This is a genomic window from Bradyrhizobium sp. CIR18, assembly GCF_014198295.1.
Taxonomy (GTDB): domain Bacteria; phylum Pseudomonadota; class Alphaproteobacteria; order Rhizobiales; family Xanthobacteraceae; genus Bradyrhizobium.
The window spans coordinates 193561-218233 of sequence record NZ_JACIHF010000010.1; the positions used below are offsets into that span (position 1 = coordinate 193561).

Annotated in this window: 24 protein-coding genes; 11 read left to right on the forward strand and 13 right to left on the reverse strand. The window is 63.1% G+C overall.

Translation table 11 applies throughout. The features are described 5' to 3' along the window. Positions 1-13: 13 nt before the first annotated feature. Both GGD65_RS27615 and GGD65_RS27620 read right to left on the reverse strand, forming a co-directional pair. Entirely contained in the window at positions 14-1030 is a 1017-nt protein-coding gene (locus GGD65_RS27615; RefSeq protein ID WP_183237235.1) for a transporter, read from the reverse strand. A 109-nt stretch (positions 1031-1139) separates the two neighbouring features. Next, positions 1140-1919 carry an acetoacetate decarboxylase gene (locus tag GGD65_RS27620; protein WP_183237236.1) on the reverse strand — a complete coding sequence of 260 codons (780 nt, stop codon included), beginning with the start codon at positions 1917-1919 and terminating at the stop codon, positions 1140-1142. 198 nt (positions 1920-2117) lie between these two features. Here GGD65_RS27620 and GGD65_RS27625 point away from each other — a divergent pair, with 198 nt between their 5' ends. Further along, entirely contained in the window at positions 2118-3293 is a 1176-nt protein-coding gene (locus tag GGD65_RS27625; protein ID WP_183237237.1) for a patatin-like phospholipase family protein, read from the forward strand. A gap of 608 nt (positions 3294-3901) precedes the next feature. Here GGD65_RS27625 and GGD65_RS27630 read toward each other — a convergent pair. Continuing rightward, complete coding sequence (locus tag GGD65_RS27630; RefSeq protein ID WP_157644352.1) at positions 3902-4168, reverse strand: hypothetical protein; 267 nt, start codon at positions 4166-4168, stop codon at positions 3902-3904. 184 nt (positions 4169-4352) lie between these two features. Between GGD65_RS27630 and GGD65_RS27635 the strand changes: the two genes are divergently transcribed. Continuing rightward, on the forward strand, positions 4353-4778 hold the full coding sequence (locus GGD65_RS27635) for a DUF4440 domain-containing protein (RefSeq protein WP_246783418.1): 426 nt from the start codon (positions 4353-4355) through the stop codon (positions 4776-4778). Positions 4779-4934: 156 nt separating this feature from the next. Continuing rightward, positions 4935-5210 (forward strand): DUF3303 domain-containing protein, encoded by a 276-nt coding sequence (locus GGD65_RS27640; protein WP_018319867.1) that lies wholly within the window; start codon positions 4935-4937, stop codon positions 5208-5210. Positions 5211-5504: 294 nt separating this feature from the next. On the opposite strand, the gene GGD65_RS27645 is transcribed toward GGD65_RS27640, so the two are convergent. Further along, entirely contained in the window at positions 5505-6299 is a 795-nt protein-coding gene (locus GGD65_RS27645; protein ID WP_183237239.1) for an IclR family transcriptional regulator, read from the reverse strand. Positions 6300-6538: 239 nt separating this feature from the next. On the opposite strand from GGD65_RS27645, the gene GGD65_RS27650 reads away from it, so the two are divergent. The 5 genes from GGD65_RS27650 to GGD65_RS27670 all read left to right on the forward strand — a co-directional run bounded on the left by GGD65_RS27650 (position 6539) and on the right by GGD65_RS27670 (position 10974). Continuing rightward, entirely contained in the window at positions 6539-7699 is a 1161-nt protein-coding gene (locus tag GGD65_RS27650; protein ID WP_183237240.1) for an aminotransferase class V-fold PLP-dependent enzyme, read from the forward strand. Positions 7700-7728: 29 nt separating this feature from the next. After that, positions 7729-8637, forward strand: coding sequence for an amino acid ABC transporter substrate-binding protein (locus GGD65_RS27655; protein WP_183237241.1), 909 nt, complete (start codon positions 7729-7731; stop codon positions 8635-8637). A 62-nt stretch (positions 8638-8699) separates the two neighbouring features. Continuing rightward, positions 8700-9494 (forward strand): amino acid ABC transporter permease, encoded by a 795-nt coding sequence (locus GGD65_RS27660; protein WP_183237242.1) that lies wholly within the window; start codon positions 8700-8702, stop codon positions 9492-9494. Further along, positions 9491-10183 (forward strand): amino acid ABC transporter permease, encoded by a 693-nt coding sequence (locus tag GGD65_RS27665; protein ID WP_183237243.1) that lies wholly within the window; start codon positions 9491-9493, stop codon positions 10181-10183. Before GGD65_RS27660 ends, GGD65_RS27665 begins: the two co-directional genes overlap by 4 nt. Before the next feature lie 23 nt (positions 10184-10206). Next, the gene (locus GGD65_RS27670; RefSeq protein ID WP_210317291.1) at positions 10207-10974 is read left to right on the forward strand and encodes an amino acid ABC transporter ATP-binding protein; all 768 of its coding nucleotides are present in this window, start codon (positions 10207-10209) and stop codon (positions 10972-10974) included. 52 nt (positions 10975-11026) lie between these two features. Here the strand turns inward: GGD65_RS27670 and GGD65_RS27675 are convergent, their stop codons facing one another. From GGD65_RS27675 to GGD65_RS27700, 6 genes are all read right to left on the reverse strand, one after another. Continuing rightward, complete coding sequence (locus GGD65_RS27675) at positions 11027-11521, reverse strand: hypothetical protein (protein ID WP_179730806.1); 495 nt, start codon at positions 11519-11521, stop codon at positions 11027-11029. A gap of 356 nt (positions 11522-11877) precedes the next feature. Further along, the gene (locus GGD65_RS27680; protein WP_183237244.1) at positions 11878-12624 is read right to left on the reverse strand and encodes a CoA-transferase; all 747 of its coding nucleotides are present in this window, start codon (positions 12622-12624) and stop codon (positions 11878-11880) included. After that, positions 12621-13454: a CoA transferase subunit A gene (locus GGD65_RS27685; RefSeq protein ID WP_409362762.1), complete on the reverse strand. Its 834-nt coding sequence runs from the start codon at positions 13452-13454 to the stop codon at positions 12621-12623. Before GGD65_RS27685 ends, GGD65_RS27680 begins: the two co-directional genes overlap by 4 nt. A gap of 29 nt (positions 13455-13483) precedes the next feature. After that, positions 13484-14698 (reverse strand): 3-sulfinopropanoyl-CoA desulfinase, encoded by a 1215-nt coding sequence (gene acdA / locus GGD65_RS27690; protein ID WP_183237246.1) that lies wholly within the window; start codon positions 14696-14698, stop codon positions 13484-13486. A gap of 56 nt (positions 14699-14754) precedes the next feature. Then, on the reverse strand, positions 14755-15330 hold the full coding sequence (locus GGD65_RS27695) for a peroxidase-related enzyme (protein WP_183237247.1): 576 nt from the start codon (positions 15328-15330) through the stop codon (positions 14755-14757). A gap of 4 nt (positions 15331-15334) precedes the next feature. Further along, positions 15335-16021 (reverse strand): TetR/AcrR family transcriptional regulator, encoded by a 687-nt coding sequence (locus tag GGD65_RS27700; RefSeq protein ID WP_183237248.1) that lies wholly within the window; start codon positions 16019-16021, stop codon positions 15335-15337. Between the two features lie 192 nt (positions 16022-16213). Here GGD65_RS27700 and GGD65_RS27705 point away from each other — a divergent pair, with 192 nt between their 5' ends. After that, on the forward strand, positions 16214-17689 hold the full coding sequence (locus GGD65_RS27705; RefSeq protein WP_183237249.1) for an FAD-binding oxidoreductase: 1476 nt from the start codon (positions 16214-16216) through the stop codon (positions 17687-17689). Between the two features lie 997 nt (positions 17690-18686). On the opposite strand, the gene GGD65_RS27710 is transcribed toward GGD65_RS27705, so the two are convergent. The 3 genes from GGD65_RS27710 to GGD65_RS27720 form a co-directional block, all read right to left on the reverse strand. Beyond that, entirely contained in the window at positions 18687-20384 is a 1698-nt protein-coding gene (locus tag GGD65_RS27710; protein ID WP_183237250.1) for a GMC oxidoreductase, read from the reverse strand. A 107-nt stretch (positions 20385-20491) separates the two neighbouring features. Further along, complete coding sequence (locus GGD65_RS27715; protein WP_183237251.1) at positions 20492-22051, reverse strand: acyl-CoA carboxylase subunit beta; 1560 nt, start codon at positions 22049-22051, stop codon at positions 20492-20494. Further along, entirely contained in the window at positions 21981-22955 is a 975-nt protein-coding gene (locus GGD65_RS27720; protein WP_183237252.1) for an IclR family transcriptional regulator, read from the reverse strand. The genes GGD65_RS27715 and GGD65_RS27720 overlap by 71 nt, the downstream gene beginning before the upstream one ends. A gap of 94 nt (positions 22956-23049) precedes the next feature. Here GGD65_RS27720 and GGD65_RS27725 point away from each other — a divergent pair, with 94 nt between their 5' ends. Together GGD65_RS27725 and GGD65_RS27730 are read left to right on the forward strand one after the other, a co-directional pair. Beyond that, on the forward strand, positions 23050-23271 hold the full coding sequence (locus GGD65_RS27725) for an acetyl-CoA carboxylase biotin carboxyl carrier protein subunit (protein WP_091954359.1): 222 nt from the start codon (positions 23050-23052) through the stop codon (positions 23269-23271). A gap of 168 nt (positions 23272-23439) precedes the next feature. Then, on the forward strand, positions 23440-24606 hold the full coding sequence (locus GGD65_RS27730; RefSeq protein ID WP_183237253.1) for a TAXI family TRAP transporter solute-binding subunit: 1167 nt from the start codon (positions 23440-23442) through the stop codon (positions 24604-24606). Positions 24607-24673: the final 67 nt, after the last annotated feature.

Here is a 24673-nt window from a genome sequence, read left to right on the forward strand (position 1 = left end):
CGATCGACACACGCTACTTGAAGATACCAGTGCGCCTCATGAAGAGATAGGCCGCAGCAACCGAGGAGGCCATCAGCACCGCTGCCCAGATGAATCCGCTCTCGACGTCGGTCAACGGCAGGCCCTTGGTGTTCATGCCGAAGATGCCGGTGATCAGCGTCGGCGGCAGCAACAGCGAGGTCACGATCGAGAGGGTATGGAGATGGCGGTTGCTCTCCTCCTCGTTCTTGAACCGCAGCTCCTCCTCGAGCAGGCGGCTGCGTTCGCGGAGCTCCACGATGTCGTGGTCGAGGCCATCGAGCCGCTGCGCGAGCTTGCCGGCCTGGATCCGCAACGCCGGCGACAAATGATCGGTGTTCTTCTGATCGAGACGGTGAAACAGCGTGCGCAATCCCGTGAGCTGCCGATGCAGCCGCACGCAGGTGCGGCGGAGCCGGCCGAGGTTGCGGCGCATCTCGGGCTTGGCGTCATCGGCGAGGATGCGCTCCTCTATATCGTCGATCTCCTGGCCGAGCTTGTCGGCCATCCTGTCCAGCGTGTCCGCGACCTCGTCGACGATCTTTTCGAGCAGATGGGCGACGTTGTCGACGCGGTAGCCGCCTTCGAGCACCCGCCGCGTGGCGTCCGCCGAGCACAGCGCCTGGTGGCGGCCGGAGACCAGCAGCCGCTCGGTCATGGCAAAGCGGAGGAACGCGGTCTCCTCCGTCGCGCTGTCGATCTCGCGCACGAGATCGGAGAATACGCCGTAGACGCAGTGGTCGATGACGTGAAGCTGCTGGAAGGTGTCGCTCGACAGCAGCAGCTCGCGCGCCAGCGGCGGCAGCTGCGACGCTCCGATCCAGGGCCGTGCCCGCGCGTCAGTCAGGTTGAAATGCAGCCAGAGCCGGCCGTCATGGCTGAACTCGATCGGCTGGTCGATCGGCAGTGCCTCGGCACTGCCGTCGCTGTGCAGGCGGAAGGCCCATACCAGGCCGGGAATGGCGGGATCAGTGCTCGATAAGGCGCTGACAAGCTTTGCCGGCTCAGCCATGGCCAACCCCAACCATCAGCAACTGCCCCATTCCGGACGATGGCTGACGGCATCTTCCGGACCCAGGCGGTACTCAATTACGCCAGTGTTACAGTTTGATGATGCCGCCCTATTCCGCCGCCAGCCCAGTCGCGGCCGCCTCGGCTTGCCTGATGTAGTCGTGCACGACGCGGCCGAACGGCAGCGTCAGATCGGCGATGTAGTGATGCGCGCCGAGGCAGCGGCGCACCGGGAAATCCGCGACCGGCGCGTTGACATGCGGCACCAGATGCAGCCGGCCCGGCCCCATCCAGGAGCCCTTCGGCACGATGTCGACGAGGTTGATCGCGACCAGCTGGCAGACCTCGAGACGGCCGTCGACGCCCGGGATCATCTTCAGATTGATCTGCGTCTTCGACAGCGTGGCGCGCGTGAGATCGCCGTTGCCGGCCATGCTCTCGTGCTTGTAGCCCATGGTGCCCATGGCGACGAGCTGGCCGGCATATTCCAGCGTGCCCGTCAGCGTGTCCTTGACGATCTCGAGCTTGGGATGGGCGTACTTCTTGGGAAAGCCCCAGATCTCACGGCCGGCGGCGATCGGCGGATCGTCGTCCAGATACATCTGCGAGACGAAATTGACCTCCTCGCCATTGAGGCGCGCGGGGATGACGAGGCCGGATTCGGTGTAGCTGCCGAAGCCGGAGGAGTCAGGCATTTTGATCCATTCGTAATGCACGATCGGCTGGTCGATCGGCTGCAGCGGCTCGGGCAGGCCGGCGCGGATCAGCTCCGGATCGGTCTCGTAGGTGATGACAAGGAATTCGCGGTTGACGAACCGATACGGCCCGGCCGGATAGCTCGGCCCCGCCGCAGGCATTGACGGAAGTCTCAGCACGTCTTCGCTACGCATCGCAGGTCTCCTGTGATCCTGATCGGCGGCAATTGCTAGCGATCCTCATTGACTGCGATGTGAAGCTTTTCCGTCATCCGCACGACCCCTGCCGTTGCAGCGTGGTCGGTCTGCGTTGCCGGCGCTGCATCGGTGCCGCCTTGTCATCACGCCGTCACCACGGGACGCAATCGTCTGGCGCAAGCAGGAGGCATCGCCATGGACGCCCGCACGTCGCAACCGACATATCAGACACATCAGGCGCCCTCGCGGGGCTGGCGGCCCGAGCGCTGCGATCGCGTCGCGCTGGTGCTGCAGGGCGGCGGCGCGCTCGGCGCCTACCAGGCCGGCGTCTATCAGGCGCTGCACGAGGCGGGCATCGAGCCCGACTGGGTCTGCGGCGTCTCGATCGGCGCGATCAACTCCGCCATCATCGCCGGCAACAAGCCGGAGAAGCGGCTCGAGGCGCTGCGCATCTTCTGGGAGCGCATCACCAACCGCAAGATCTGGCACTACACCCCTGACGGCGACGTCTTCCGCCAGTGGCGCAATCTCACGAGCGCCTGGATGACCTCGGCGATGGGCCAGCCCGGCTTCTTCACCCCGCACCAGGTCAATCCCTGGTTCAGTCCGGTCGGCGCGCGCACCGCGACCAGCTATTACGACACGATGCCGCTGAAGGAGAGCTTGCTCGAGCTGATCGACTTCGATCTCATCAACGAGAAAAGGGTTCGCTTCGCGGTCGGCGCAGTCAACGTGCTCTCGGGCAATTTCATCTATTTCGACAATTCCCATGACGAGATCGAGCCGGAGCACATCATGGCCTCCGGCGCCCTGCCCCCGGCGCTGCCGATGGTGCGGATCGGCACCGATCATTTCTGGGACGGCGGCATCGTCTCCAACACACCGCTGCAGCATCTGCTCGACCAGGAGGATGCGCTCAACTCGCTGGTGTTCCAGGTCGACCTGTTCAGCGCGCGCGGCGTGCTGCCGCGCTCGATCCAGGACGTGATGGCCCGCCACAAGGACATCATGTATTCCTCGCGCACGCGCCACAACACGGACGTCTATCGCCGCACCCACAATCTCAAGGTCCTGCTCCACAAGGCGCTGGCGAAGCTGCCGGACGAGCAGCTGTCCGACGAGGAGCGCAAGCTGAAGGCGAGCCTGTGCCACATGCCGGAGATCGCGATCCTGCATCTGATCTACCAGCAGAAGGCCTATGAGGGCGACGCCAAGGACCACGAATTCTCGGGCACCTCGATGCGAGAGCACTGGACCAGCGGCTATGAGGACACCAAGCGCACCCTGAAGCGCCGCGACTGGATCAAGATGCCGGAGGAAGGCATGGGCCTCGTGGTGCACGACGTGCACCGGGAGACGGAGAGCGCGTAGGAGCGCTCGTGTCCCGGACGCGCTGCAATGCGTAGCATTGCTGCGCAGAGCCGGGACCCAGACACTGCGCGGTCCGTCGCAACATAGGCCTCGGCTCTGCAGCCGCATCGTCCTTCTGGACGATGCTTTGCATCGCCAGGGGGACGCCGCGCTACGTCCGGGGCACGAGACTGCCCATGAAACATGATCCATTCAGAAGACACACCGTCGCATTCTCGCGGCTCATTTCGCCCGAGCTTTGACTCTCTTTGTTGCCCTTCTTGTTCAGAAAGGGCGCAGGGAAGGCCGGGCGCCGGCTGGCACCCGCGGTCCCGTGTGCAAGCAAGACGCGCACGGGGTGGACTACAGGTGTAGCCGGGCCACCGGCCTTCCCTGCGCGAATGGCTTTACGGCTTATGTCGCGCTCTCCCCGGGGAGCGATGCACTATTGCCCCCGTCGCCTTGCGGATGACTGATGTACGAACCCGGTTGGGCCGCAACATCACCGCAACACTTGACGCACAGACCCCGGGCGTCAGGACCACACGATTTTGCCGTCCGCGCACATCCCCGTTCCTGTCCCCGATGGCTTGCGTGCGCTCACCATCGAGGCCGAACCGAGGACGCCGTCAGCGCCGTGTCGTATCGCGCGTGCTGCTGCTCACGGGATTCCCGCCCTGCAGCCAGCCCAGCGCGCCGACGCCGTCGCGGCCACCGCCTCCCGGCCCGCGTCTCGTGACGATCGCGAAACGCCCCTTGTGGCGGGCGGGATGGGCCATTGATACGACATATCCGAAATTCGGTAAATAGGAATGTTTTTGCGTCGAGGGATTGACAGGGTGTTTTGCCCGACGGGCGGCGGGCGCGCGCCTGGTCAAGCGTTCGAGCCGCGACATGGAGTGCTCGTCAGGTCAATTGCCCGTCAATTTCCACTGCGCAGCTTCGTCAATGGGGCTGACGGTAATTCTCCGGAATTGCCGTTGCGCCTTCCCCGGTCTGGGATGGGCCATTCAATGCATCCACTTCGAGACAACACGACTGCCCCTGTATCTGTATCGTACATTGAGTCTGGAGATGATCATGCGCAACATTGCATCGGCGATTGCAATCGTGATCGCGTTGAGCGCGCCGGCTTTGGCTCAGAAGGCCGAGATCGAAGCAAACAACGCGAAATGGATAGAGATGTTCAACAAGGGAGATTTTTCCGGGATTGCGTCCCTCTACAGTGCCGATGCGACCGCGCTCCCGCCCGGCTCCGCGATGGTGCAGGGCCGACCAGCCATCGAGGTCATGTGGAAAAGCATGGCTGAACAAGTGACCGATCCGAAGCTCACAACGGTGGATGTCAAGCCACTCGGTTCTTCCGCGGCCCGCGAGATCGGCACGTTCGTCCTGAGGACCAAGGGATCGACACCGCAGGAAGTGACCGGAAAGTATGTCGTTGTCTGGGAGAAGGTCGGAAACGACTGGAAGCTCGCTACCGACATCTGGAACGACGGCAAGTAGCCGTCTTACCTCCAAACCAGCGCTTGGGCAGGAAGCAGGAGCAATCAAACCGACGCGCGTGTTCATTCGGCGTTGTCATTCGATACGCAGGCGCTATCGTGCGCATGCGGCGCAGCCGCGACATTCATCCGATAATTCTAGTCATGGGAGAATCGCATGAAATTCATAACCACCTGGAGCGTACCTCAAGGCACCTTCAATGCAGCCGTCGCCCGCTTTCTCGAGACCGGTGGCGCACCACCCGAGGGCGTCAAGATGCTGGGTCGCTGGCATGGCATGAATGGACAGGGATTTGCGATCTCTGAATCGAGTGATCCAAAAGCCATGTATCGTTGGCTCGCGCAATGGTCTGACCTGCTCCCGTTGACCGTCACGCCCTGCCTCGAGGACGGAGACGCGGGCGAGGTGATGGCGTCGCTCCCCAAGCGTTGATCATCAATACTACGTCGCTGCCGCCGCTGAAACCGGCGGTGGTGACGTGCTCGACCGTGGTGATGTCGCCGCTAAAGCGCGATGCGATTAGGATGAATCGTCATCGCGCTTTGGGTTGTTGTTTGAGCATGATCTTTTCGGAAAACCGCTGCGCACTTTTCCGGCTCATGCTTTAGCGCTCAGACAGGGGCCGAATTTCCCGTTGCTCGAGGCGGTCGATTGGCGCGCGGCCGTTCGTGCTGGCCCAGCCAGATCATGAGGAGAACCAGCGCGCCAGCGAGACCGCTGATACCATCATTGGGCACTTGCGCCATCATCGTCCTCAACCTGCAGAATGGTCTCCGACAGCAGGGCGGCTGCCTTTTGAAGCGGCGCGATGAACCGGTCCAGTTCGACGAAGCTCACGCGCGCCACCGGCACTGAGACGCCCAGGCAAGCGATCAATTCTCGATCGGGTGACAGAATGGGGACGGCGCACCCCACAACGCCCTTGACGTATTCTTCGTTTGTCTTGGCCCAGCCCTTCTGCCGCGTGTCCTCGAGGGTCTTCATCAGTCCGTGGACATCGACGATCGTCGTGTCCGTGTATCTGGTCAGAGGGAGCGCGCGGCACAAATTCGCCCTCGTCCGCTCAGGCAGTCTGCTCATGTAGATCTTTCCGGTCGACGTGCAGTGTAGCGGCGCCGCTTCTCCCGGATTGAACTGAAGGCCTTGCGGCTCCGAAACGCGAACGCTGTCGACATAGGCAACGACATTGTCGCGGACGACGCCAATCTCGCACTGTTCGCCGATCTCTCCCGCAACCGCCCGAAGCACCGCGTGCCGTCGCGCGGTGCGGAAGGCCGCTCCGATGACGGTCGCGGACAGTGTGACGAGCTGGTTTCCGACAACGTAACGCTTGGTCCCCAACGCCTTCTGAAGCAGTCCGCGGTCCTCGAGATTTCCGATCAACCTGTGCGCCGTCGGCAGCGGCAGCGAGAGAGCCTTTGCGATCTCTGCCGCCGAGACGGCTTTGCGTTGGTCGGCAACGTGCCGAACGATCGCGAAGGCACGATCCAATGGCCCGTCCTTCTGAATGCGCTTCGTCATTCTCCCCTCCCGGCCAAATTCGCTTGCGAGATCAAGATCAACGCCATATATTATCATTTTTCGGAATAAAACATATTGAAAAACGACAAATATGTTTATCGAAACTCCGAAAGCTCATATTCTCGGCGCGGCCGGTGACTGACCAGAAATTGTGCAACGCAGTCTCGCCGTTCCCAGAATCTCGCTCCGCCGCTTGGTCGAGAGCCAAGTCGCTGGCGGGGCGCCAACAGGAGATGTGCATGTCTCGTCACTACGACGTGGACGCCGTGAGGAAGGAATTCCCCGCTGTCGAGCGGATGGTCTATCTGGACTCCGGGTTTCAAACCCCGCTTGCACGCCCGGTGAAGGCCGCGATCGAGCTCTTCCTTCGCGAGGGCTTCGAGACGGCCGGACCGAAGAGCGTCTGGCTCGACCGGGTGGAGCAGACCCGCGCCAAGGTCGCTCGCTTCCTCGGCGTGACGGCGGATGAAATCGCCTTCACGAAAAACACGTCGGAAAGCATGAACGTCGCGGCAAACGCACTGCCGCTCCGGGCCGGTGACAATGTCCTGATGATCCACGGCGATCATCCGAACAACGCCTACGCATTCCTCCATCTGCAACGGAAGGGCGTCGAGGTCCGCTTCATCCCGATGACTGACGTCGTCGATGCCGACAGCTTTGCGTCTTTCATCGACGAGAACACGCGTGCGATCTCGATGTCGCACGTGACCTTCCACGCCGGTCACCGCTTTGACATCGAGAGCGTCGGCGCGATGTGCACCAGGAAGAAGCTCTACTTCGTGGTGGACGTGATGCAGGCAATCGGCGTGGTGCCGGTCAACGCGACGGCGATTGGCGCCAGCTTCATCGGCTCCGGCAGCCATAAGGGATTGCTGGTTCCGCAAGGACTCGGGCTTCTCTATTGGGACAAGACGCTCAAAGAGCTGGAGCCGGCCTATCTGGCGGCCGCGAGCCTCGCCGAGGTCCCTGATGATCTCATCGCGCGTGCCGACAGAATGGCGCCCTCGCCCGCCGCCAAGCGCTTTGAGCTCGGCAACTTCAATCTGCCCGCGGTCCATGCGCTGAGTGCTTCGCTCGACATGATCGAGCAGATCGGGGTCCAGAACATCCAGAACCACTGCTTCGACCTCGGCGATCACCTGATCACGCGCCTGGACGAGCTGGGCGTCCGTCTCGTTGGCCCGCGCGAGCGCAAGCATCGCGCTCCGCACATCTACGTCATCGCCCTGCCGGCATCGGACTGGCTTGGCCATTTCGAGGAGAACGGTGTGCGCGTGTCGCCCGAACGGGATGGCATTCGCGTCTCACTCGGCATGTTCAACACCGCAACCGACATCGATCGCCTGATCGACGTCATCCGCCGGCGAGGGCTCGGACGCCCGTCCGCCGCAGCTTGACCTCGAGAACCGATGGGAAGGGAAAAACCATGAAGACGCTTGTTCAGATGCTCGGACGCCTCTCAGGACTCCTGGCCGTACTCCTGGCCGCCAGCCCAAGTCCCTCCGCGGCAGCCGACAGCCCGACGCTCGATAAGATCAAATCCAACGGCGCAATCGCAGTCGGCCACCGCGAGGCTTCCATACCGTTCTCGTACCTCGGGCCCGATCAGAAGCCCATCGGCTTCTCGCTCGATCTCTGCGCGGCGATCGTCGATCGCATCAAGGAGGAGCTGAAGTTGCCCAACCTCAAAGTCAACTACACGCCAGTGAACTCCTCGAACCGGATTCCGCTGATCCAGAGCGGGACCGTCGACATCGAGTGCGGCGGCACCGCGAACGACAAGAAGCGGCAGGAACAAGTCTCGTTTTCGGTCGCGACGTTCGTCAGTCAACCGCGATGGCTCGTCAAGGCCACCAGCGGCGTGAAGACCGCCGGCGACCTGAAAGGCAAGACGATTGTCGTCACCCAAGGCTCCAACGCAGTCGGTTTCGCGCAGAGCGTCAACGCTAGGGAGCAACTCGGCCTCAACATCGTCCAGGCCAAGGACCATGCGGAATCCTTCCTGATGTTGAACACCGGCCGTGCGGCCGCCTTCATGGAGGACGATATCCTCCTCGCCGGGCTCAAGGCTGCCGCGCCAAATCCGGACGCGCTCCTGTTCCTTCCCGAGGGCTACGCGAAGATCTACTATGGATTGATGTTCACGAAGGGTGATGCCGGCTTCAAGGGCCTCGTCGACGACGTCCTCTCCAAGCAAATGGCATCCGGCCAGTTCGAGAAGACCTACGCGAAATGGTTCACCAAGCCGATTCCGCCCAAGGGTGAGAACCTCGCATTCCCGCTCACGGACGAGTTGATGGCGCGGATCGCGCATCCCAGCGATGCTGTCGACTGATTGACGGAGCTGACCGTCCCGCACGGAAATCCTCGTTCGCACCTGCAACCTGAGGGCTCGCGATGTTCGGAGTGCTTTTTGAACAGACGGCGGACGGCCAGCGCTATATCGACTGGCTTCTGTCGGGTCTCGGTTGGACGTTGGCCCTGGCCTTCTTCGGTTGGTGGATCGCCTTCGGCATCGGTGTGGTCGTCGGCGTAGGCCGCACGGTCCAGAATCGCTTCTTCTCCGTCCCGGCCCGGCTCTATGTCGAGATATTCCGGAACATCCCTGTCCTGGTGCAGATGTTCCTCTGGTACTTCGTCTTCCCGGAGGTCGTGCCCAGCGCGCTGGGCGATGCCATCAAGCAGATCCCGCCACCCTGGGCGTCGTTTTTCCCGGCGCTCCTCTGCCTGGGACTCTACACCGCGTCCCGAATAGCCGAGCAGGTCCGGGCGGGCATCGAAGCGCTCCCAAGGGGACAGATCGAAGCGGCCAACGCTCTCGGCCTCAATGGCTATCTCACTTATCGATACGTCATCGTGCCGCAGGCCTTGCGCCTCATCGTGCCGAGCCTCACCAGCGAGGTGATGGGCATCTACAAGAACACCTCCGTCGCCCTCACGATCGGCTTGATGGAGCTGACCGCCCAGGCGCGCCAGATCAGCGAGGCCACGTTCCAGACATTTACGGCATTTGGCGCAGCGACGATCATCTACCTTTGTCTGGCGCTGGTCGCCTATCAGGCCATGACCCTCATCGACAAAGCCGTCCGCCTTCCGGGCAGCGCTCCCGTCAAGCCCGGGACTGACGAGGATCTGGCCACTGAGATGCGGCAAGGCGTCGCCCTGCCCAACGCGATGGAGGTCGTGAAATGAACACCCTCGATTTCTCGATCGTAACGCAATCGTGGCCCTATCTCTGGTCGGGCCTGCTCTTCTCGCTTGCGCTCACGGCCGCCGCATTCGTCATCGGCATGGTTCTCGGAACCTGCCTGGCGCTCGTTCAGCATTTCGAGATTCCAGTGTTCGCCCAGATCATCCGCGGCTACGTTGCGGTCATCCGATCGATTCCGCTGATCCTCGTCCTGTTCTGGTTCTTCTTCCTGGTGCCGATCGTGCTTGGGCATCTCAGCGGCAACGGCCGCCCGATTCCGATCGGCGCCACCTATACGGCCTTCATCACCTTCGGCCTGTTCGAGGCCGCCTACTACTCCGAGATCATCCGTGTCGGGCTGCGAGCGGTGAACAAGGGCCAGTTCGAGGCCTGCCAGGCGCTCGCGCTGTCCACCTACGACATCTACCGCCATATCGTTCTCCCGCAGGTCCTGCGCGTGGCCAGTCCGATCATCCTCAGCCAGACGATCATCCTCTTTCAGGACACCTCACTCGTTTACGTCCTTTCCCTGACGGATCTTCTGGGCGCCGCTTCCAAGCTTGCACAGCTCAACGGCCGCCTCGTCGAAATGTACCTCGTCGTCGCAGTGGCCTATCTCGCCATCAGCTCGGCAGCTTCCCAGTGTGTCGCTGTCCTTCGCAAACGATACGCGCTCGCCACATCGCGATAACGCCTCGAATCCGGGAGACGAACATGCATCGAGAGACCTCCAGCAATGCCGCACAGCCCGGTGCGATCGTCGTCGTCGAGAGCTTGGTGAAGCGGTTCGGCGCATTCACCGCGCTGAACGACGTCAATCTCAGGGTCGGCAAAGGCGAGAAGATCGTGCTGTGCGGACCTTCGGGCTCCGGCAAGTCGACGCTGATCCGCTGCATCAACCATATCGAGAAGCACGACGGAGGCCGGATCATCGTGGACGGCACCGAACTGAGCAACCGCCTCGCCGACATCAACAGCGTGCGCTGCGAAACCGGGATGGTGTTTCAGAGTTTCAACCTGTTTCCGCACCTCACGGTCGCCGAGAACTGCATGCTGGCCCCGATAAAGGTTCGCGGCGTTTCGCAAGCAGAAGCCCGCGATCGCGCACTGGGCTTGCTGCGGAAGGTTCGCATTCAGGATCAGGCGGACAAATATCCTGCACAATTGTCAGGCGGCCAGCAGCAACGCGTTGCCATCGCCCGAGCGCTGTGCATGCAGCCCAAGATCATGCTGTTCGACGAACCGACATCCGCGCTCGATCCCGAGATGGTCAAGGAAGTGCTGGACACCATGGTCGAGTTGGCGCGGGACGGAATGACCATGGTCTGCGTGACACACGAGATGGGCTTCGCCCGCGAGGTTGCCGACCGTGTGGTCTTCATGGATCGCGGAAGCATCGTCGAGGAGGCAGATCCGGAAACCTTCTTTCGGGCCCCTCGCACGGAACGAGCGAAGGGCTTTCTGAACCAGATCATCCACTAAAGGCGCGATGAGATCAGGATGAATCGTCATCGCGCTTTGATTTAGTGTTTGGCTACTTCACATCCTTGTTCAATTCGATCGCGACTTCCGCCATCCAGGAGCCCGGTGCCTCCATCAGGAAGGACTGATGGTTGCTCCTGGTCTGGATCGTCACCAGCGCGGCCACCGTATTTCCCTCTATTCGCGCCTCGATGAGGCCGTCCTTGTTGGTGCCGTAGACCTTGCCGCCCTGCCGGTACTCGCTCTCGAACCAGTTGCCGGAAAGCTCCGTCCCGCTCTGCTCGATGTTCGCGGACAGGACCATCTTGTACGCATCGCTCGCGCAGCGCAGGTCGAGTGTCAACGACCGCCCCGGCCTGGTCACGTTGTACGCCACCTTGCAGCGAACCTTCTCACGCGGACCGTCCGACGGCTTCATGGTGCCGATGCCCGACCAGGCACCGGCCAAGCTGTCGAACACCGGCTCTGCGCACAATGGGCTGACGCCGCCAAGCACGAGGCAGACCGCGCCGATGCCCATGCGCGCCGCCGAAATCTTCAATGACATTCCATCAATCCCGATCTGAAAAGTCCGAGCGCGTTCTACGCCCGAACAGTCGCGGGAAGTTGTCGAAGATGTTTAGAAACGTTGCAGAGATTGTCCGAACGTTGCCGCAATCGCATTTTGGTACTTGGCGACTTGAGCGCGCGCCTCTCCCTTCGAGACGACCGCTTTCAGCGGTCTCCTCAGGATGAGGCTAAGCGGCATCGGAGCTCGTTGAGAGTGCTGCCGCACACTCCGTCCTCATCCTGAGGGCCCGCCAACGGCGGGCGTCTCGAAGGATGGCCACAGAGAAGTCGCCAAAGGCGCTTGCCCTGCCTGCAAGCGGGAGAGAGTCGCGGCAGATCGGAACGAAACCCGCCTCACCCCGGACCGGGCATATTGCCCGCGAACTGCGGATAGCACTCGCGCAGCTCCTCGCGAATTCGGCCCCGGATCAAGGACAACGTTGCCTCGTCCGGCAAGGGCGTCGTGACCTCGCATTGCTCGTTGTCATACGAGAAGCCCGTCGTGCCTCGAATGTCGCGCCAACCATATCCCGGATGCGTGCTCTCGAGGCGAAAACGTCCCGCCTCCCGGTCAAAGGAAAACAACGCCGCATTGGTCAGCAGCGCATGAGGGCCGCCTCGCCGATAGACCGTCTCGTCGGTAACTCCAGGTGCGGAGACGAAGTCCACGCGCTCCACCAGGGATCGCAGGCTGTGCTCTTCACGGAACAGAATGACCCGCGGCACCAGGAAATACAGATAGGCGGAACCGAACGAGCCGGGCCATCTGACCGGATTGTTCGGATAGTCGCCGGTGCCAACGAGATTGACGTTGCCCTGGCCGTCGATCTGGCCACCGCCGAGAAAGAAGGCGTCGAGGCGTCCCTGCGCGGCGCAATCGAACAGCTCCTCGGCACCGCCGGTGAAGGAATTGTGCTTGACCGACCCGAGGATCGAGACCTGCACGCGCTCCAGCCCGTCACGCTGGTTGAGCGCACGCAACAGCATCGCTCCCGCCGCCGGCATCGGCGAGGATTGACCGACCGCAACATGCCGCACGCCTTTCAGCAGCCGCGAGATCGTGTAGATCATCAACTCACGGCTGGTGCACGCCTCGCTCATGCCGCGCTCCCCAGGCCCCGAACGTAGGCCTGGAAGCCTTCCGGCGAGCGCGCTGCGCGCGCGTATTTCTCGATTTCCTGCCCGTCCCTGGGATATTCGGCGTAAAGCCCCGTCGGCCAACCACCCTTCTCGAGCTGGGCCACCGCGCTCACGTAGATTGCGGGCAGCACGCCCGCGGCCATGTTCTCGTCGTCGAGCAGCGATACCTCGGAGATGCGCTCGACGGTCACGAAGGCCTTCTTCGACGCGTGGGCCAGCAGCATTGTTTCGCGCCGGCGCCCAAGCCTGACGTTGCCGAACCGGTCCGCTTCAGGCGCGTGAAACAAGGCGATGTCGGGCTGGATCGCCGAGACCACGACGATCTTCTCAGCGTCATCGAACGGATTGGACGTCACCTTCCAGTCGTCGCGCTTCTCCAGGACGTCGCTGCCGATAATGCCGCGGATCGGCATGAACGGCACCCCCTTCTCCGCGGCCGTTAACCCTGCGAACACCGCCGGACAAGTGGCATCACGCAGGCGAATGGATCCGTCGCGCACAGCCCGGCTGAAACAAGGCGCGCCGCCCGCTTCGCCGAGACTGACGGCGCTCGTCTCCAGCGTCGCCACGGCGCCGGCGCCGATGAGCATATCGACCTGCATGCCGCCGATCGGTGCGCAGACCACATGGAGATCGCGAATGCCGCGATCGATCAGCATCCGAACCAATCCGGGGGCCGCGGCGTAATCGTCCGGCGCCAGGCCGAGCTTGCACCCGGAGGGTATCATCTCCGCCATCTCTCGCGGCGTTACGAAGTCTGTCATGTATTCACCTCTTCCTCGGGTTCCCATCAACACGCCGCGTCGCGCACGATAGCGCCCTAGTCCTTTGCCGCAAGGTCCCTTGATACGACGTAGCCATCGCGCGTCTGCGGCAGCTTCCAGCCCAGGACCTTGCTGGCAACCAATGTGCGCAGCACCTGGGCCGTGCCGCCGCCGATCGTGAACATGCGGACATCGCGCGCCATCCGTTCGAGCGGAAAGTCGCGCGAATAGCCGCGGGCTCCGAACACCTGCAGGGCGTCGTTGACGATCTTGATGGCGGCTTCCGAGGCGAAGATCTTCGCCTGAGCGGCAAGCATGGGATCGGGGAATGCGCTGCCGCCCGGCCCCCGTGAAGCCGCCGCCGCGTGCAGCATCAGGCGCGATGCGGTCAGTTGCGTCTGCATATCGGCGAGCATCCAGTGCAGCCCCTGAAATTCGCCGATCGGCCGGCCGAACTGCTCGCGCGTCTTGGCCCATGCGATGGCGTGCTCCAGTGCGCCGGCCGCAATCCCCATGGCAACCGTGCCGGCGCCGACGCGCTGGCTGTTGTAGGCATTGATGAGGTCGGCGAAGCCGCGCTTGAAGCCTGAGGGCGGCAGCAGCACCATGTCCGGCGTGATCTCGAGGTCCTCGAACACGAGCTCGCCCTCGGGCATGCCGCACAGCCCCATCGTCGTCTCGCGCTTGCTGACGCGGAGCCCTCCCGCCTCGCCGCGCACCGCCAGGAAGCCGCCGACGCCCAGCTCCTCGCCGCTCTCGTCGAACACGCGCGCAAAGATCAAATGGAGACGAGACACTCCGGCGCCGGTGATCCAGTGCTTCTTGCCGTTGAGCACATAGCGGTTGCCGCGCTTGTCGGCTCGCGTCGTCATTCCGCTCGCGTCGCTCCCCGCGTCGGGCTCGGTGATGCAGATGGCCGGCTTGTCGCCATCCAGGACGAGATCGGCCGCGCGCTTTTTCTGCGCGTCGGTGCCGTAGGCCATCACGGTCGAGATGGCGCCCATGTTGGCCTCGACCACGATGCGCGCAGACACGGTGCAGGACCGGGCGATCTCCTCGATGACCAGCACCGTGTCGAGGAAGCTCCGACCCTGGCCGCCATATTCGACCGGAATGGTCATTCCCATGAAGCGCTCGGCCTTCAGCGCCTCGACGACGTCCCATGGATATTCACGCGACCGGTCGATGTCGGCGGCACGTTTGCGGATCGTCTCGTTGGAGAGCGCAGCAGCCCTCTCCTTCAGCGCCAGCTGCTGGGATGAGAGCTCCATGTCCGTTCTCCATGTCCGCGGACGAGCGTGCTTGCCGAACAGGTCAGTCAGCCCGATCAGCCGCGTCCCATGTTATAGAATTCCGGGTTCGGACGCATGCTGGTGACGTTGGCAAGCCGGTTGGAGAGGCCGAAGAAGGCCGAGATCGCGGCGATGTCCCAGATGTCGTCTTCCGTGAACCCGTGCGATTTCAGCGTGGCGAAATCGGATTCGGAAACCTTGTAGGCCTCGGTCGAGACGCGCACGGCGAAGTCGAGCATCGCCTTCTGCCGATCCGTGATATCAGCCTTGCGGTAATTGACCGCGACCTGATCGGCAATCAGCGGATCCTTGGCGCGGATGCGCAGGATCGCGCCATGCGCGATGACGCAATACTGGCATTGATTGAGGTTGCTGGTCGCAACCACGATCATTTCCCGCTCGGCCTTGCTGAGGTTGCCGGGCTTGTCCATCAGCGCGTCGTGATAGGCAAAGAACGCGCGAAACTCGTCCGGCCGGTGCGCCAGCACGAGAAAGACGTTCGGAATGAAGCCGGACTTCTCCTGGACGGCGACGATGCGGGCGCGGATGTCGTTTGGCATGTCGGCCAGATCAGGGACAGGGAAGCGGCTGACTGCAAGTGCCTGGGTCATGGCGTTATCCTCGGTACTCGTCGATGGAAGTTGGTACGATCACGCGTTCCTTGGCCTGGATCATCGCGAGAAATCCTCGCGCGAAGACGTCGAGTGCGTCGGGGCGTCTTTCCAGCTTCGCCCGCAGCACCGCGCCCTCCCAGCCGATCCAGAAGAAATGCGCGAGGCTGTCGCAATCGGCGTCTTCCGGAATGTGGCCTGCCTGCTGCGCCGCTTGGAGGCAGCGGGCGGTCCGGGCTTCCCAATCCCTGAGAACGGCAGCGAGGCGCTTTCGGAACGGCTCCGGCAGCGCCCCCATCTCCTGCCCGAGATTGCCGACGAGACAGCCACGCCGATAGCCGTAGCGAGCCATGCCCGACCGCGCGTCCGCGATGAAATCGCGCAGGCGGTCCAGCGGAGCCCGCGCTGCATCGTCGAACCATCGATCCAGCTTGCGGGCGAAATAGGCGGCGTAGGCATCGATCAGCTCGAGGCCGAAAGCCTCCTTGCTGCCGAAGTAGTGATAGAACGATCCCTTCGGCACGTCGGCGGAGTCCAGGATCTCCTCGACGCCGACGGCGCTGAATCCCTTCTCGGTCAGAATCGCAACGCCCGTGCGCAACAGACGCGCGCGCGGCGCGTTCGGCTGCGACTGGTCCCTGGGAGGACGGCCCCGTCGGCGCGGCTCTGATACCGAGGCTGCTCTGTTCATGAAGGTTTATTAGACCGATCGTCTTGTCAAATCAACCCCTCTTCCTCGCAAGGCTCAGATCTCCCGCGGACCGCCTTCGTCACCGGCTGCAGTTCGAGACATCTTGCCGTTAGACTCCCTGCGCCAAACGTGGACAATACCCGGGCACGTCACGTGCGCAGTGCACACCAAGATGCGCCAGGGGAAACGAAAATGCCGGCTGCCTTCCCGTCGTCCGAACCCGCTATTCCAACCGCTCCCTTGACTGCCGAGATGCGCGATGCGTTGCGCGCGATCGTGGGTGACAAGGGCCTCATCGAAGATGAGCACGGCAAGCAACCGTTCGTCACGGATTGGCGGGGATTGCTGGTTGGCGGTGCCGGCGCCGTCGTCCGTCCTGGCAGCACCGCGGAAGTTTCGAAAGTGGTCCGGCTTTGCCATGAGCACGGCGTCGCCATCGTGCCGCAGGGCGGCAACACCGGCCTGATGGGTGGGGCGACGCCCTGGCCTGCGCACACCGGCATCGTGTTGTCGCTCGGCCGCATGAACCGCGTGCTGGACGTCGATCCCGTCGGCTACGCGATGACGGTCGAGGCCGGCTGCGTGCTGCAGACGCTTCAGGAGACGGCAAGCCGGCACGACAGGTTCTTGCCGCTCAGCCTCGGCGCCCAGGGCTCGTGCATGATCGGCGGCAATCTGTCGACCAACGCCGGCGGCGTGCAGGTGCTGCGCTATGGCAATGCCCGCAATCTCGTGTTGGGGCTTGAAGTCGTCCTGGCAAACGGCGAGGTCTGGGACGGATTGCGCGCGCTCAAGAAGGACAACACCGGCTATGACCTCAAGCACCTTTTCATGGGCGCCGAAGGCACGCTGGGCATCATCACCAAGGCCGTGCTCAAGCTGTGGCCGGCGCCGAAGGACGTCTCTACATCATGGCTGGCGATCCGCGATCCACGCGCGGCCCTGGAGATCCTGTCGGAAGCGCACGCGGCATCCGGAGACAATGTCGGCTCTTGCGAATTGATGAGCCGCGCCGCCATCGACATGGTGCTGCGCCATATTCCCGGCACCCAGGATCCTCTCAAGGCCGACACGCCGTGGTACCTGCTGCTGGAATGGTCGTCCTCGCGGGCGCGCCAGGACGGCACTGAGGGCATGTCCGGGAAAATGGAGCAGTTTCTCGCCGATCAACTCGAGGCCGGCCGCGTGCTCGATGCGGTGATCGCCCACACGGTCAGTCAATCGCGCAACATGTGGCGCATCCGCGAAAGTGTCGCCGAGGCCTCCCGGGCCGAAGGTCCGGGGCTCAGCTTCGATGTGTCGGTGGCGATCTCAGGGATTCCGGAGTTCATCGCCAAGGGCACCACGGCGGTGCTCGACATTCTCCCGACCATCCGGCCCTATCCTTTGGGGCACATCGGCGATGGCAATCTGCATTTTTCGTTCATGGGGCCGACCGGCATGGATCAGCAGACGCTGACCCAATACAAGGGCGCCATCACTCGGGCCGTGAACGATCTCGTCACCTCGATGGGCGGCTCGATCTCGGCGGAACACGGCATCGGCATCGACAAGCTCGACGAGCTCAGCCATTACCGCTCGAAGACCGAACTCGACATCATGCGAACCATCAAGCGCGCGCTCGATCCGCAGAACATCATGAATCCCGGCAAGGTGCTGCGGCTGTGACCGAGGCTGCGCCCCGCGTCAACGATCGATCGAGCGTGGGCAGGTCGCAACGAAGTTGCGACCTGTCCGCGGTCTTGTCGAGAGTGGTGTCCGCGACCCTCAAGCCGCCGAACCGCCGCGCGGATTCACGATCGCGTACCCTCGCAATGAACGTGCGTGGATTCGCGTAGCGTGTCCGCCCGAGTTGGCGTCATAGGCCATCCAGACATCGCCTCCGAGGTGCTGCTCCAGAACGAAAACGTGTCCTCGGCGCGCAGCAACCATTCCCGGCGCGGGTGATGTCCGCGGAAAGCGCAGCCAATTGGCCGCAAGATTCAATTCCGGCACGATACGACCGAACACGCGCAGAGCCGCGCCGCAGCCGCAGAAGGACGAAGGGCAGCCTGCCGGACGACCGCCGACAACGCGAGCCCCGGAAACACCGGAGACGGTCGCCGGCGTGGCGGCGCCCCCTGCGTCAGTCACCGTCAGCTGCGTCGAGCGGTACGCTTGCAGTGACGGCGTGGAATTCAGTGAGGATCTGGAAGCTAGTGAGTATCTGGAAGTTAGTGAGGACCTGGAAGTCCGCTCGCGCTGCATCTGCGAATACGAGAAGTCGCAGGGCATGGTGACATTGCATTCGGAAGCATGATGAATGCGATAAGGTCGCGCTTCCGAAGGGATAGAGCTCAAGGCAACGAAGAGGTACGCAGAAATTACTAGCCTGTACATTGCAGGACTCCAAAATAGAGTGGTCCTGCCCCAGGCAACGAGAAACCAATAACAGTTTGGCTGAAATGGGCCTAAAGAGCGGCTGAAAATGGCTGCATCTGCGCGAACTGTCTGCAATCATCATAGCCTACAAATAGCGCCCGAAATGATTAACTCGCAGAGAACGAATGAACGCTCGGCGGGTCCAACGCACCGCATGCAATCAAGTCCGGTTCGTATTCGTCGTGGATTTTGCGGCAAGCTCTCCTCGTCACTGCGCTGCCCCTGATCGGCGCGACGCCGCTATTCACTGCATCATCGCTGCTGCGATCTTCTCCGCCGACATCAACACGGGAAAGTTGGTGTTGGCGCATGGCACCACCGGAAAGATCGAGGCGTCGACGACGCGCAGGCCCTGGATGCCCTTGACGCGGCCCTGATTGTCGACCACCGCCATCGGATCGTCGGCGCGGCCCATGCGGCATGAGCAGGAGGCGTGCCACACGCCGATCGTCGCCTTACGCACGAAAGCCTCCAGCGCCTCGTCGTCGTTCATCACTTGATCGAAGGTGAAACCTTCGACCACGAAATTGTCGATCATGTAGTGGCGCAGCGCCGCCGGCCCATCCATCAGCGTCGCGGCGATCTTGGTCAATATCCTGTTCTTGGTGTTGACCACGCCGATCTTGCGGACCTTGTCCGTATAGGCGGCCGGGAACGGCTTGTCCGTCACCGCCTTGACCACGTCGCTCATCTGCACCGCCGCCATCTTGCGGAAGCCGCTCATCAGGCGATCGAGATCGCGCCGGTCGGACAACAGGTTGAACTCGACGATCGGCTCTGCCGACGGATCGCGCGAGGCGAGCTTGACCTGTCCGGTCTCGGAATAGGTCTTGTTGACGAAGGTCAGCAGCGAGCCGATCTGCTCGCCGACCGCATGCCAGGCCGACTTGGAGAGCAGGACGACGAACATGTCGCCCTTCGGCACGCCTGCGAGATCGGAGGAATAGCGCAGGCCCAGCTGCATGTGGCGCCTGGTGTGCTCGTTCATGCGCGCGCCGCGGCGGACAAAGGACGACAGCGAGATCGAGGGATGATCCATCAGGCGCTGGCCGACGCCCGGCAGTCCCATCAGCACAGGAATGCCGAGATCCTTGAGGTGGCCGACCGGCCCGATCCCGGCGCGCAACAGATGCGCCGGCGAATGGATGGCGCCGCTGGACAGAATGATCTCGCGTCCGCGGAATTCCTGCTCGCGTCCGTCAACCATCGCTTTGACGCCGACGCAGCGCGTGCCCTCGAACAGCAGCTCGCGCACTTGCATGTTGGTGGAGATGGTGAGATTGGCGCGCTGGCGGGTGTCGCGATCGAGATAGCCCATCGCGGCGGAGACGCGTTGTTCGGCCTGGTTCGAATGCGTCACCGGGAAGAAGCCGTCGACGAACTCGCCGTTCTGGTCCGGCAGGAATCGGTGGCCGGCCTGCTGGAAAGCATCGGCGAAGGCCTGCGAATGCCGCGTCCAGTGCTCCCTGGGGATGCGGCGGACCGGGATCCGGCCATCCTTGCCATGGTACGGTCCGTCGAAATCAAGGTCGCGCTCGACTTTCTTGAAGAAGGGCAGCACGTCGTTCCAGGTCCACCCTTCGGCGCCGCGCGCGTCCCATTCGTCGTAATCGGTGGGGGCGCCGCGGTTGGCCATCTGGCCGTTGATCGACGAGCCGCCACCGAGCACGCGCGCCTGCTCGTATTTGCGCAAGGGAGGCCGGCCCACGTGTGGGTTGTTGTGGCTGACGACCTGCGTCGTGACCTTGAGCTCGGTCCAGTGGAAGCGCGGATCGAAATAGGCCGTGCCCGGATAGCTGTCCCTGATCTCGGCCGGCTCGTTACCGGGCGGCGTGTCCTGGCCGGCTTCGCACAGCAGGACCTTGTTGGCACTCTTCGCGGAGAGCCGGTGGGCCAGCACGGACCCCGCCGAGCCGCCGCCCACGATAATGAAGTCATACACGATTGGCGCGTCCTCTTGTTCTTGTTCGGGGAACGTAGCGCGTAATTGTTTTGAGGTCACGCCATCGCAGCCGCGACAAGATTGTCGCGCGGCAGCGATGGCCAATATCAAGGCCTGATCGAAAAGTTCTCCGGCGGCCCCGGCTTTCGCAGCGGCTCGGCGAGGCGCGCGAACTCGCACAGCAGCGACCTCGTCTTCCGGGGATCGATGATCTCCTCGACCCAGAACTTTTCGGCCGAGCGGAACGGAGAGCGCAGCTTGTTGAGGCGCGCCTCGATCTCCTTCAGCTTCTCCGCCTTGTCCTCGGCCGCGTCGATGTCGGCGCGATAGGCGGCCTCGATGCCGCCTTCGAGCGGCAGCGAGCCCCAATAGGCCGACGGCCAAGCGTAGCGGATCGAGAAGCGGTCGGCCGGCTGATGCACGACACCCGCAACACCAAACGCGTTGCGCAGGATCACGGTACACCAGGGCACGGTGGTCTGGTTCACCGCAGCCATGGCGCGAACGCCATGGCGGATCGTGGCCGCCTTCTCGGCATCGAGACCGATCATGAAGCCCGGGCAATCCATGAGATAGACGACCGGCAGATGGAAGGTCTCGGCGAAGTCGACCCAGCGCACCACCTTCTGGCAGGCATCCGCCGTCCAGGAGCCGCCATAGTGAAAGCTGTCGCTGGCAAGCAGCAGCACCGCCCTGCCCTCCAGCCGCGCAAGGCCGACGATGACAGGCTTGCCGAAATTCTTGCCGATCTCAAAGAACGAGCCCTTGTCCACGACGGACTCGATAATGGGGCGCATCTTGTAGACCTGCTTGCGGTTGCGCGGCACCGCATTCATCAGCGCCTCTTCGCTCCGCTCCGGATTGTCGGTGCAGGGCAAGGTCGGCGGCAGCTCGTAGACCGACGACGGCAGATAAGACAGGAAACGCCGCGCGCAGGCAAAGGCCTCTTCTTCCGTGTCGACGGCATGATCGACCGCGCCGGCGCGGGTCTGGATGTCGGCGCCGCCGAGCTCGTCCTTCGAGAGGTCCTGCCCGAGCGCCTTCACCACCGGCGGCCCCGCGACGAACATCGCGGACTTCCGGGTCATGATGGAATAGTGGCTGGCGGCAAGCCGCGCGGCGCCAAGGCCTGCGACCGAGCCGAGGCCGAGTGCGACCACCGGCACGCGCGACAAATTCTCCGTCGTGAACCGATACCAGCGCGTGCCGCCGATGCCTCCAGGCAGATTCGCCGCGCCCTTGGTCTCGATGGTCTTGACCGAGCCGCCGCCGCCGGAGCCCTCGATGATGCGGACGATGGGCAGACGGAAATCGTGCGCCATCTCCTCCGCCATCAACGGCTTTGCCGAGATCGACGCATCAGCCGAACCGCCGCGCACCGTGAAATCATCGCCGACCACGACCACGGTGCGGCCGTCGACGCGCGCACGGCCGAACACGCAATTCGCCGGCGTGAGCTTTTTCAAATCGCCGCTGGAATCGTACTCGCCGATGCCGGAGACGGCACCGATCTCGTGAAAGCTGCCTTTGTCGATCAGCTTGTCGATACGCTCCCGAACAGTCAGCCGGCCCTGGTCATGCTGTCGCTTGACCTTGTCAACGCCGCCCATCTCCCGCGCGAAGGCTTCGCGCCGGGCGAGCTCGTCGAGTTCCGGCTTCCAGTTCATTCACTCCCTCCGAATGGATCGGCTTGTTATTGTTATGCACGGCCATTGCGACCGGTTTACGTGAGATACGGTTGGCGAAGGCATCGCCCTCGGAGCCTTCCATCAGGCTGCCGAGCGAGCGACCGAGCGTAAGCATCAGCGGCGCGACTTCGTCATGCAGACGCTGCTCGTCATACATCGCCGAGAGCAGGCCGATCGTGATGACCACGAAGGTCTGGTACTGCGGCGACCAGATCGGCACCGCGAGGCCGTTGATGTGCGGGCTCCACAAGCCGCAGGCCACGACATAGCCGCGCTCTCGCAACATCTGCCGGTTGGCCTCGATGCGGGGCTTCAGGATCTTCGCGGCCTCGGGCGCCTCCCGTTCGAAGTCCGCGATGAAGGCATCGCCGATCTCCGGCGCGAGCGCTGCGGTGTAGGCCGCGCCCGCGGCGGTCGAGGCCATCGAGATGCGACTGCCGGTGCCCTCATGCAGGCCCAGCGCAGAGGGTGAGCGTGCGAACTGGAGATAGACCAGATGAAAGCGGTCGGGCACGACGAACCCCACCGTGCCCGGCAGCTGCTCGGCGACTTCCTGGAGCCGCTGGCGGATCATGCTGCGCAGCTGCGCGCCCTTCATCATCGAAGCGCTCATCGCAACCGCGCTCGGGCCGATGCGATATTTCTGATCGCGCGGCAGATAGACGAGCTGGCCCATCCGCGTCAGCGTATGCGTGAGCCGCGACACCGTCGAGCGCGGCAGGCCGCAGCGATTTGAAATCTCGAGATTGCCGAGCCTTGCCTCGTGGCCCTCGAAGCATCGCAACACGTCGAACGCGCGCGAGACCACCTGGATGACATCACCCTCACCGGCATCGCCAGCGAGCACGCCTTGCCTACTCAACCGCTCCGATCGTCGTCCCATGTGTTCCCTACCGTTGTTCCGCTCTGCGGAATTAAATTCCACTTGCAGACGACGCTACCTCAGGCATTTTGCGACGACAACAAAAAGGGATGGCATGCCAGAAATTAAGATCGTCACGGAGGTCGCCGGGCGCGTCTGCGCAACTCCCGTGCAAGTTGGAGGAACCATTGCGGATGGCGATGAAATTGTAATCGTCGAAGCCATGAAGATGGAAATACCGGTGCTCTCGCCTGCAAGCGGCACGATCACATCGCTTCTCGTCAAGCTCGACGACGTCGTTGCGGAGGGACAGGCGGTCGCGATTGTCGCGTGCTGACGGCGTTATCCGTCGCTTCCGCGGCAATCTGTCAGTCTCGTTCCCGCATGCGCGGTACGGCGTTGCCATCGCCTGACGCGGGTGACATGATCCGTCGCAAACAAAACTCTGTTTCAAACAAAGAACGAAAATCTTCGCGGCAAACGCGAAAGATCATTGGAGGGAAACATGCTTCGTGGGCTGCTCGTGCTCGCGCCTGCCTTGGTGGCGGGCATCTCTTTTGCGTCTACACGCTATTCGTTCGCCGAAGACATCAAGCTGCCGGCGACGTTGACGTTCACCGCCTATGACACCGGAACCGCCGGCTTCAACATCGCGGTCGGCGTCGGCAAGATGATGAAGGACAAATACGGCACCGACGTGCGCGTGCTGCCCGCAGGCAACGACGTTGCCCGTCTCGCGCCGCTGCGCGCCAAGCGCGCGGCATCCTCGGCGATGGGATCCGGCACCTACTTCGCGCAGGAAGGCATGTTCGAGTTCGGCGCGAAGGAATGGGGTCCGCAGCCGCTTCAGATCCTGCTTTCGAGCGTCGACTGCAATTGCGGATCGCTCGGCGTCGCCGCCGACACCGGCGTGAAGGAGCTGAAGGACCTCAAGGGCAAGCGTGTCGGCTTCGTGGTCGGCTCACCCGCGCTGAACCAGAACTCGCTCGCCGTGCTCGCTTTCGCCGGGCTGACGCAAAAAGACATCAAGGCCGTCGAATTCGCAAGCTACGGCGCGATGTGGAAAGGGCTGATCAACAACGACGTCGATGCCGCATTCGGCACCACCATCACCGGCCCCGCCAAGGAAGCCGAGACCTCGCCGCGCGGCCTGATCTGGCCGCCGCTGCCTGCCAAGGACAAGGAAGGCTGGGCGCGAATGCAGAAGGTCGGATCGTTCTTCTTCCCACAAGTGGCGACCTGCGGGGCCGGCATCTCGCCGGACAAGCCGGTCGAGCTCGGCAACTACCCCTACCCGATCTTCGTCGCCTATGCCTCGCAGCCGGCCGACCAGGTCTATGCGATCACCAAGGCGATGATCACGAACTACGACGCTTACAAGGATTCGGCGCCCGGTGCCGGCGGCCTCGCGGCCGACCGCCAGACCAAGAACTGGGTGGTGCCGGTGCATCCCGGCTCGGTGAAGGCACTGAAGGAAGCCGGACAGTGGAGCGACGCGCAGGAGGCGCACAACAACAAGCTGATCAAGCGGCAGGAGGTGCTGGCAGTCGCGTGGGCCGATTACGGCAAGTCCAACCCGCCGTCGGACGACAAGGCGTTCCTCGATGGCTGGATGAAGGCGCGCGCAACAGCGCTTGCGAAAGCCGACATGCCGAACGGGTTCGAGGATTAGAGCACGATGTTGTTGGGCTTGATGGCCGCCGCGCGAGAAGTGCGCTCCCTCTCCCGCTTGCGGGAGA

Bases quoted from the DNA above. Each gene is read 5' to 3' on its own strand.
- GGD65_RS27615 (WP_183237235.1), bottom strand. From the start codon at position 1,030: ATGGCTGAGCCGGCAAAGCTTGTCAGCGCCTTATCGAGCACTGATCCC.
- GGD65_RS27620 (WP_183237236.1), bottom strand. From the start codon at position 1,919: ATGCGTAGCGAAGACGTGCTGAGACTTCCGTCAATGCCTGCGGCGGGG.
- GGD65_RS27625 (WP_183237237.1), top strand. From the start codon at position 2,118: ATGGACGCCCGCACGTCGCAACCGACATATCAGACACATCAGGCGCCC.
- GGD65_RS27630 (WP_157644352.1), bottom strand. From the start codon at position 4,168: ATGTCGCGGCTCGAACGCTTGACCAGGCGCGCGCCCGCCGCCCGTCGG.
- GGD65_RS27635 (WP_246783418.1), top strand. From the start codon at position 4,353: ATGCGCAACATTGCATCGGCGATTGCAATCGTGATCGCGTTGAGCGCG.
- GGD65_RS27640 (WP_018319867.1), top strand. From the start codon at position 4,935: ATGAAATTCATAACCACCTGGAGCGTACCTCAAGGCACCTTCAATGCA.
- GGD65_RS27645 (WP_183237239.1), bottom strand. From the start codon at position 6,299: ATGACGAAGCGCATTCAGAAGGACGGGCCATTGGATCGTGCCTTCGCG.
- GGD65_RS27650 (WP_183237240.1), top strand. From the start codon at position 6,539: ATGTCTCGTCACTACGACGTGGACGCCGTGAGGAAGGAATTCCCCGCT.
- GGD65_RS27655 (WP_183237241.1), top strand. From the start codon at position 7,729: ATGAAGACGCTTGTTCAGATGCTCGGACGCCTCTCAGGACTCCTGGCC.
- GGD65_RS27660 (WP_183237242.1), top strand. From the start codon at position 8,700: ATGTTCGGAGTGCTTTTTGAACAGACGGCGGACGGCCAGCGCTATATC.
- GGD65_RS27665 (WP_183237243.1), top strand. From the start codon at position 9,491: ATGAACACCCTCGATTTCTCGATCGTAACGCAATCGTGGCCCTATCTC.
- GGD65_RS27670 (WP_210317291.1), top strand. From the start codon at position 10,207: ATGCATCGAGAGACCTCCAGCAATGCCGCACAGCCCGGTGCGATCGTC.
- GGD65_RS27675 (WP_179730806.1), bottom strand. From the start codon at position 11,521: ATGTCATTGAAGATTTCGGCGGCGCGCATGGGCATCGGCGCGGTCTGC.
- GGD65_RS27680 (WP_183237244.1), bottom strand. From the start codon at position 12,624: ATGAGCGAGGCGTGCACCAGCCGTGAGTTGATGATCTACACGATCTCG.
- GGD65_RS27685 (WP_409362762.1), bottom strand. From the start codon at position 13,454: ATGGGAACCCGAGGAAGAGGTGAATACATGACAGACTTCGTAACGCCG.
- acdA (WP_183237246.1), bottom strand. From the start codon at position 14,698: ATGGAGCTCTCATCCCAGCAGCTGGCGCTGAAGGAGAGGGCTGCTGCG.
- GGD65_RS27695 (WP_183237247.1), bottom strand. From the start codon at position 15,330: ATGACCCAGGCACTTGCAGTCAGCCGCTTCCCTGTCCCTGATCTGGCC.
- GGD65_RS27700 (WP_183237248.1), bottom strand. From the start codon at position 16,021: ATGAACAGAGCAGCCTCGGTATCAGAGCCGCGCCGACGGGGCCGTCCT.
- GGD65_RS27705 (WP_183237249.1), top strand. From the start codon at position 16,214: ATGCCGGCTGCCTTCCCGTCGTCCGAACCCGCTATTCCAACCGCTCCC.
- GGD65_RS27715 (WP_183237251.1), bottom strand. From the start codon at position 22,051: ATGAACTGGAAGCCGGAACTCGACGAGCTCGCCCGGCGCGAAGCCTTC.
- GGD65_RS27720 (WP_183237252.1), bottom strand. From the start codon at position 22,955: ATGGGACGACGATCGGAGCGGTTGAGTAGGCAAGGCGTGCTCGCTGGC.
- GGD65_RS27725 (WP_091954359.1), top strand. From the start codon at position 23,050: ATGCCAGAAATTAAGATCGTCACGGAGGTCGCCGGGCGCGTCTGCGCA.
- GGD65_RS27730 (WP_183237253.1), top strand. From the start codon at position 23,440: ATGCTTCGTGGGCTGCTCGTGCTCGCGCCTGCCTTGGTGGCGGGCATC.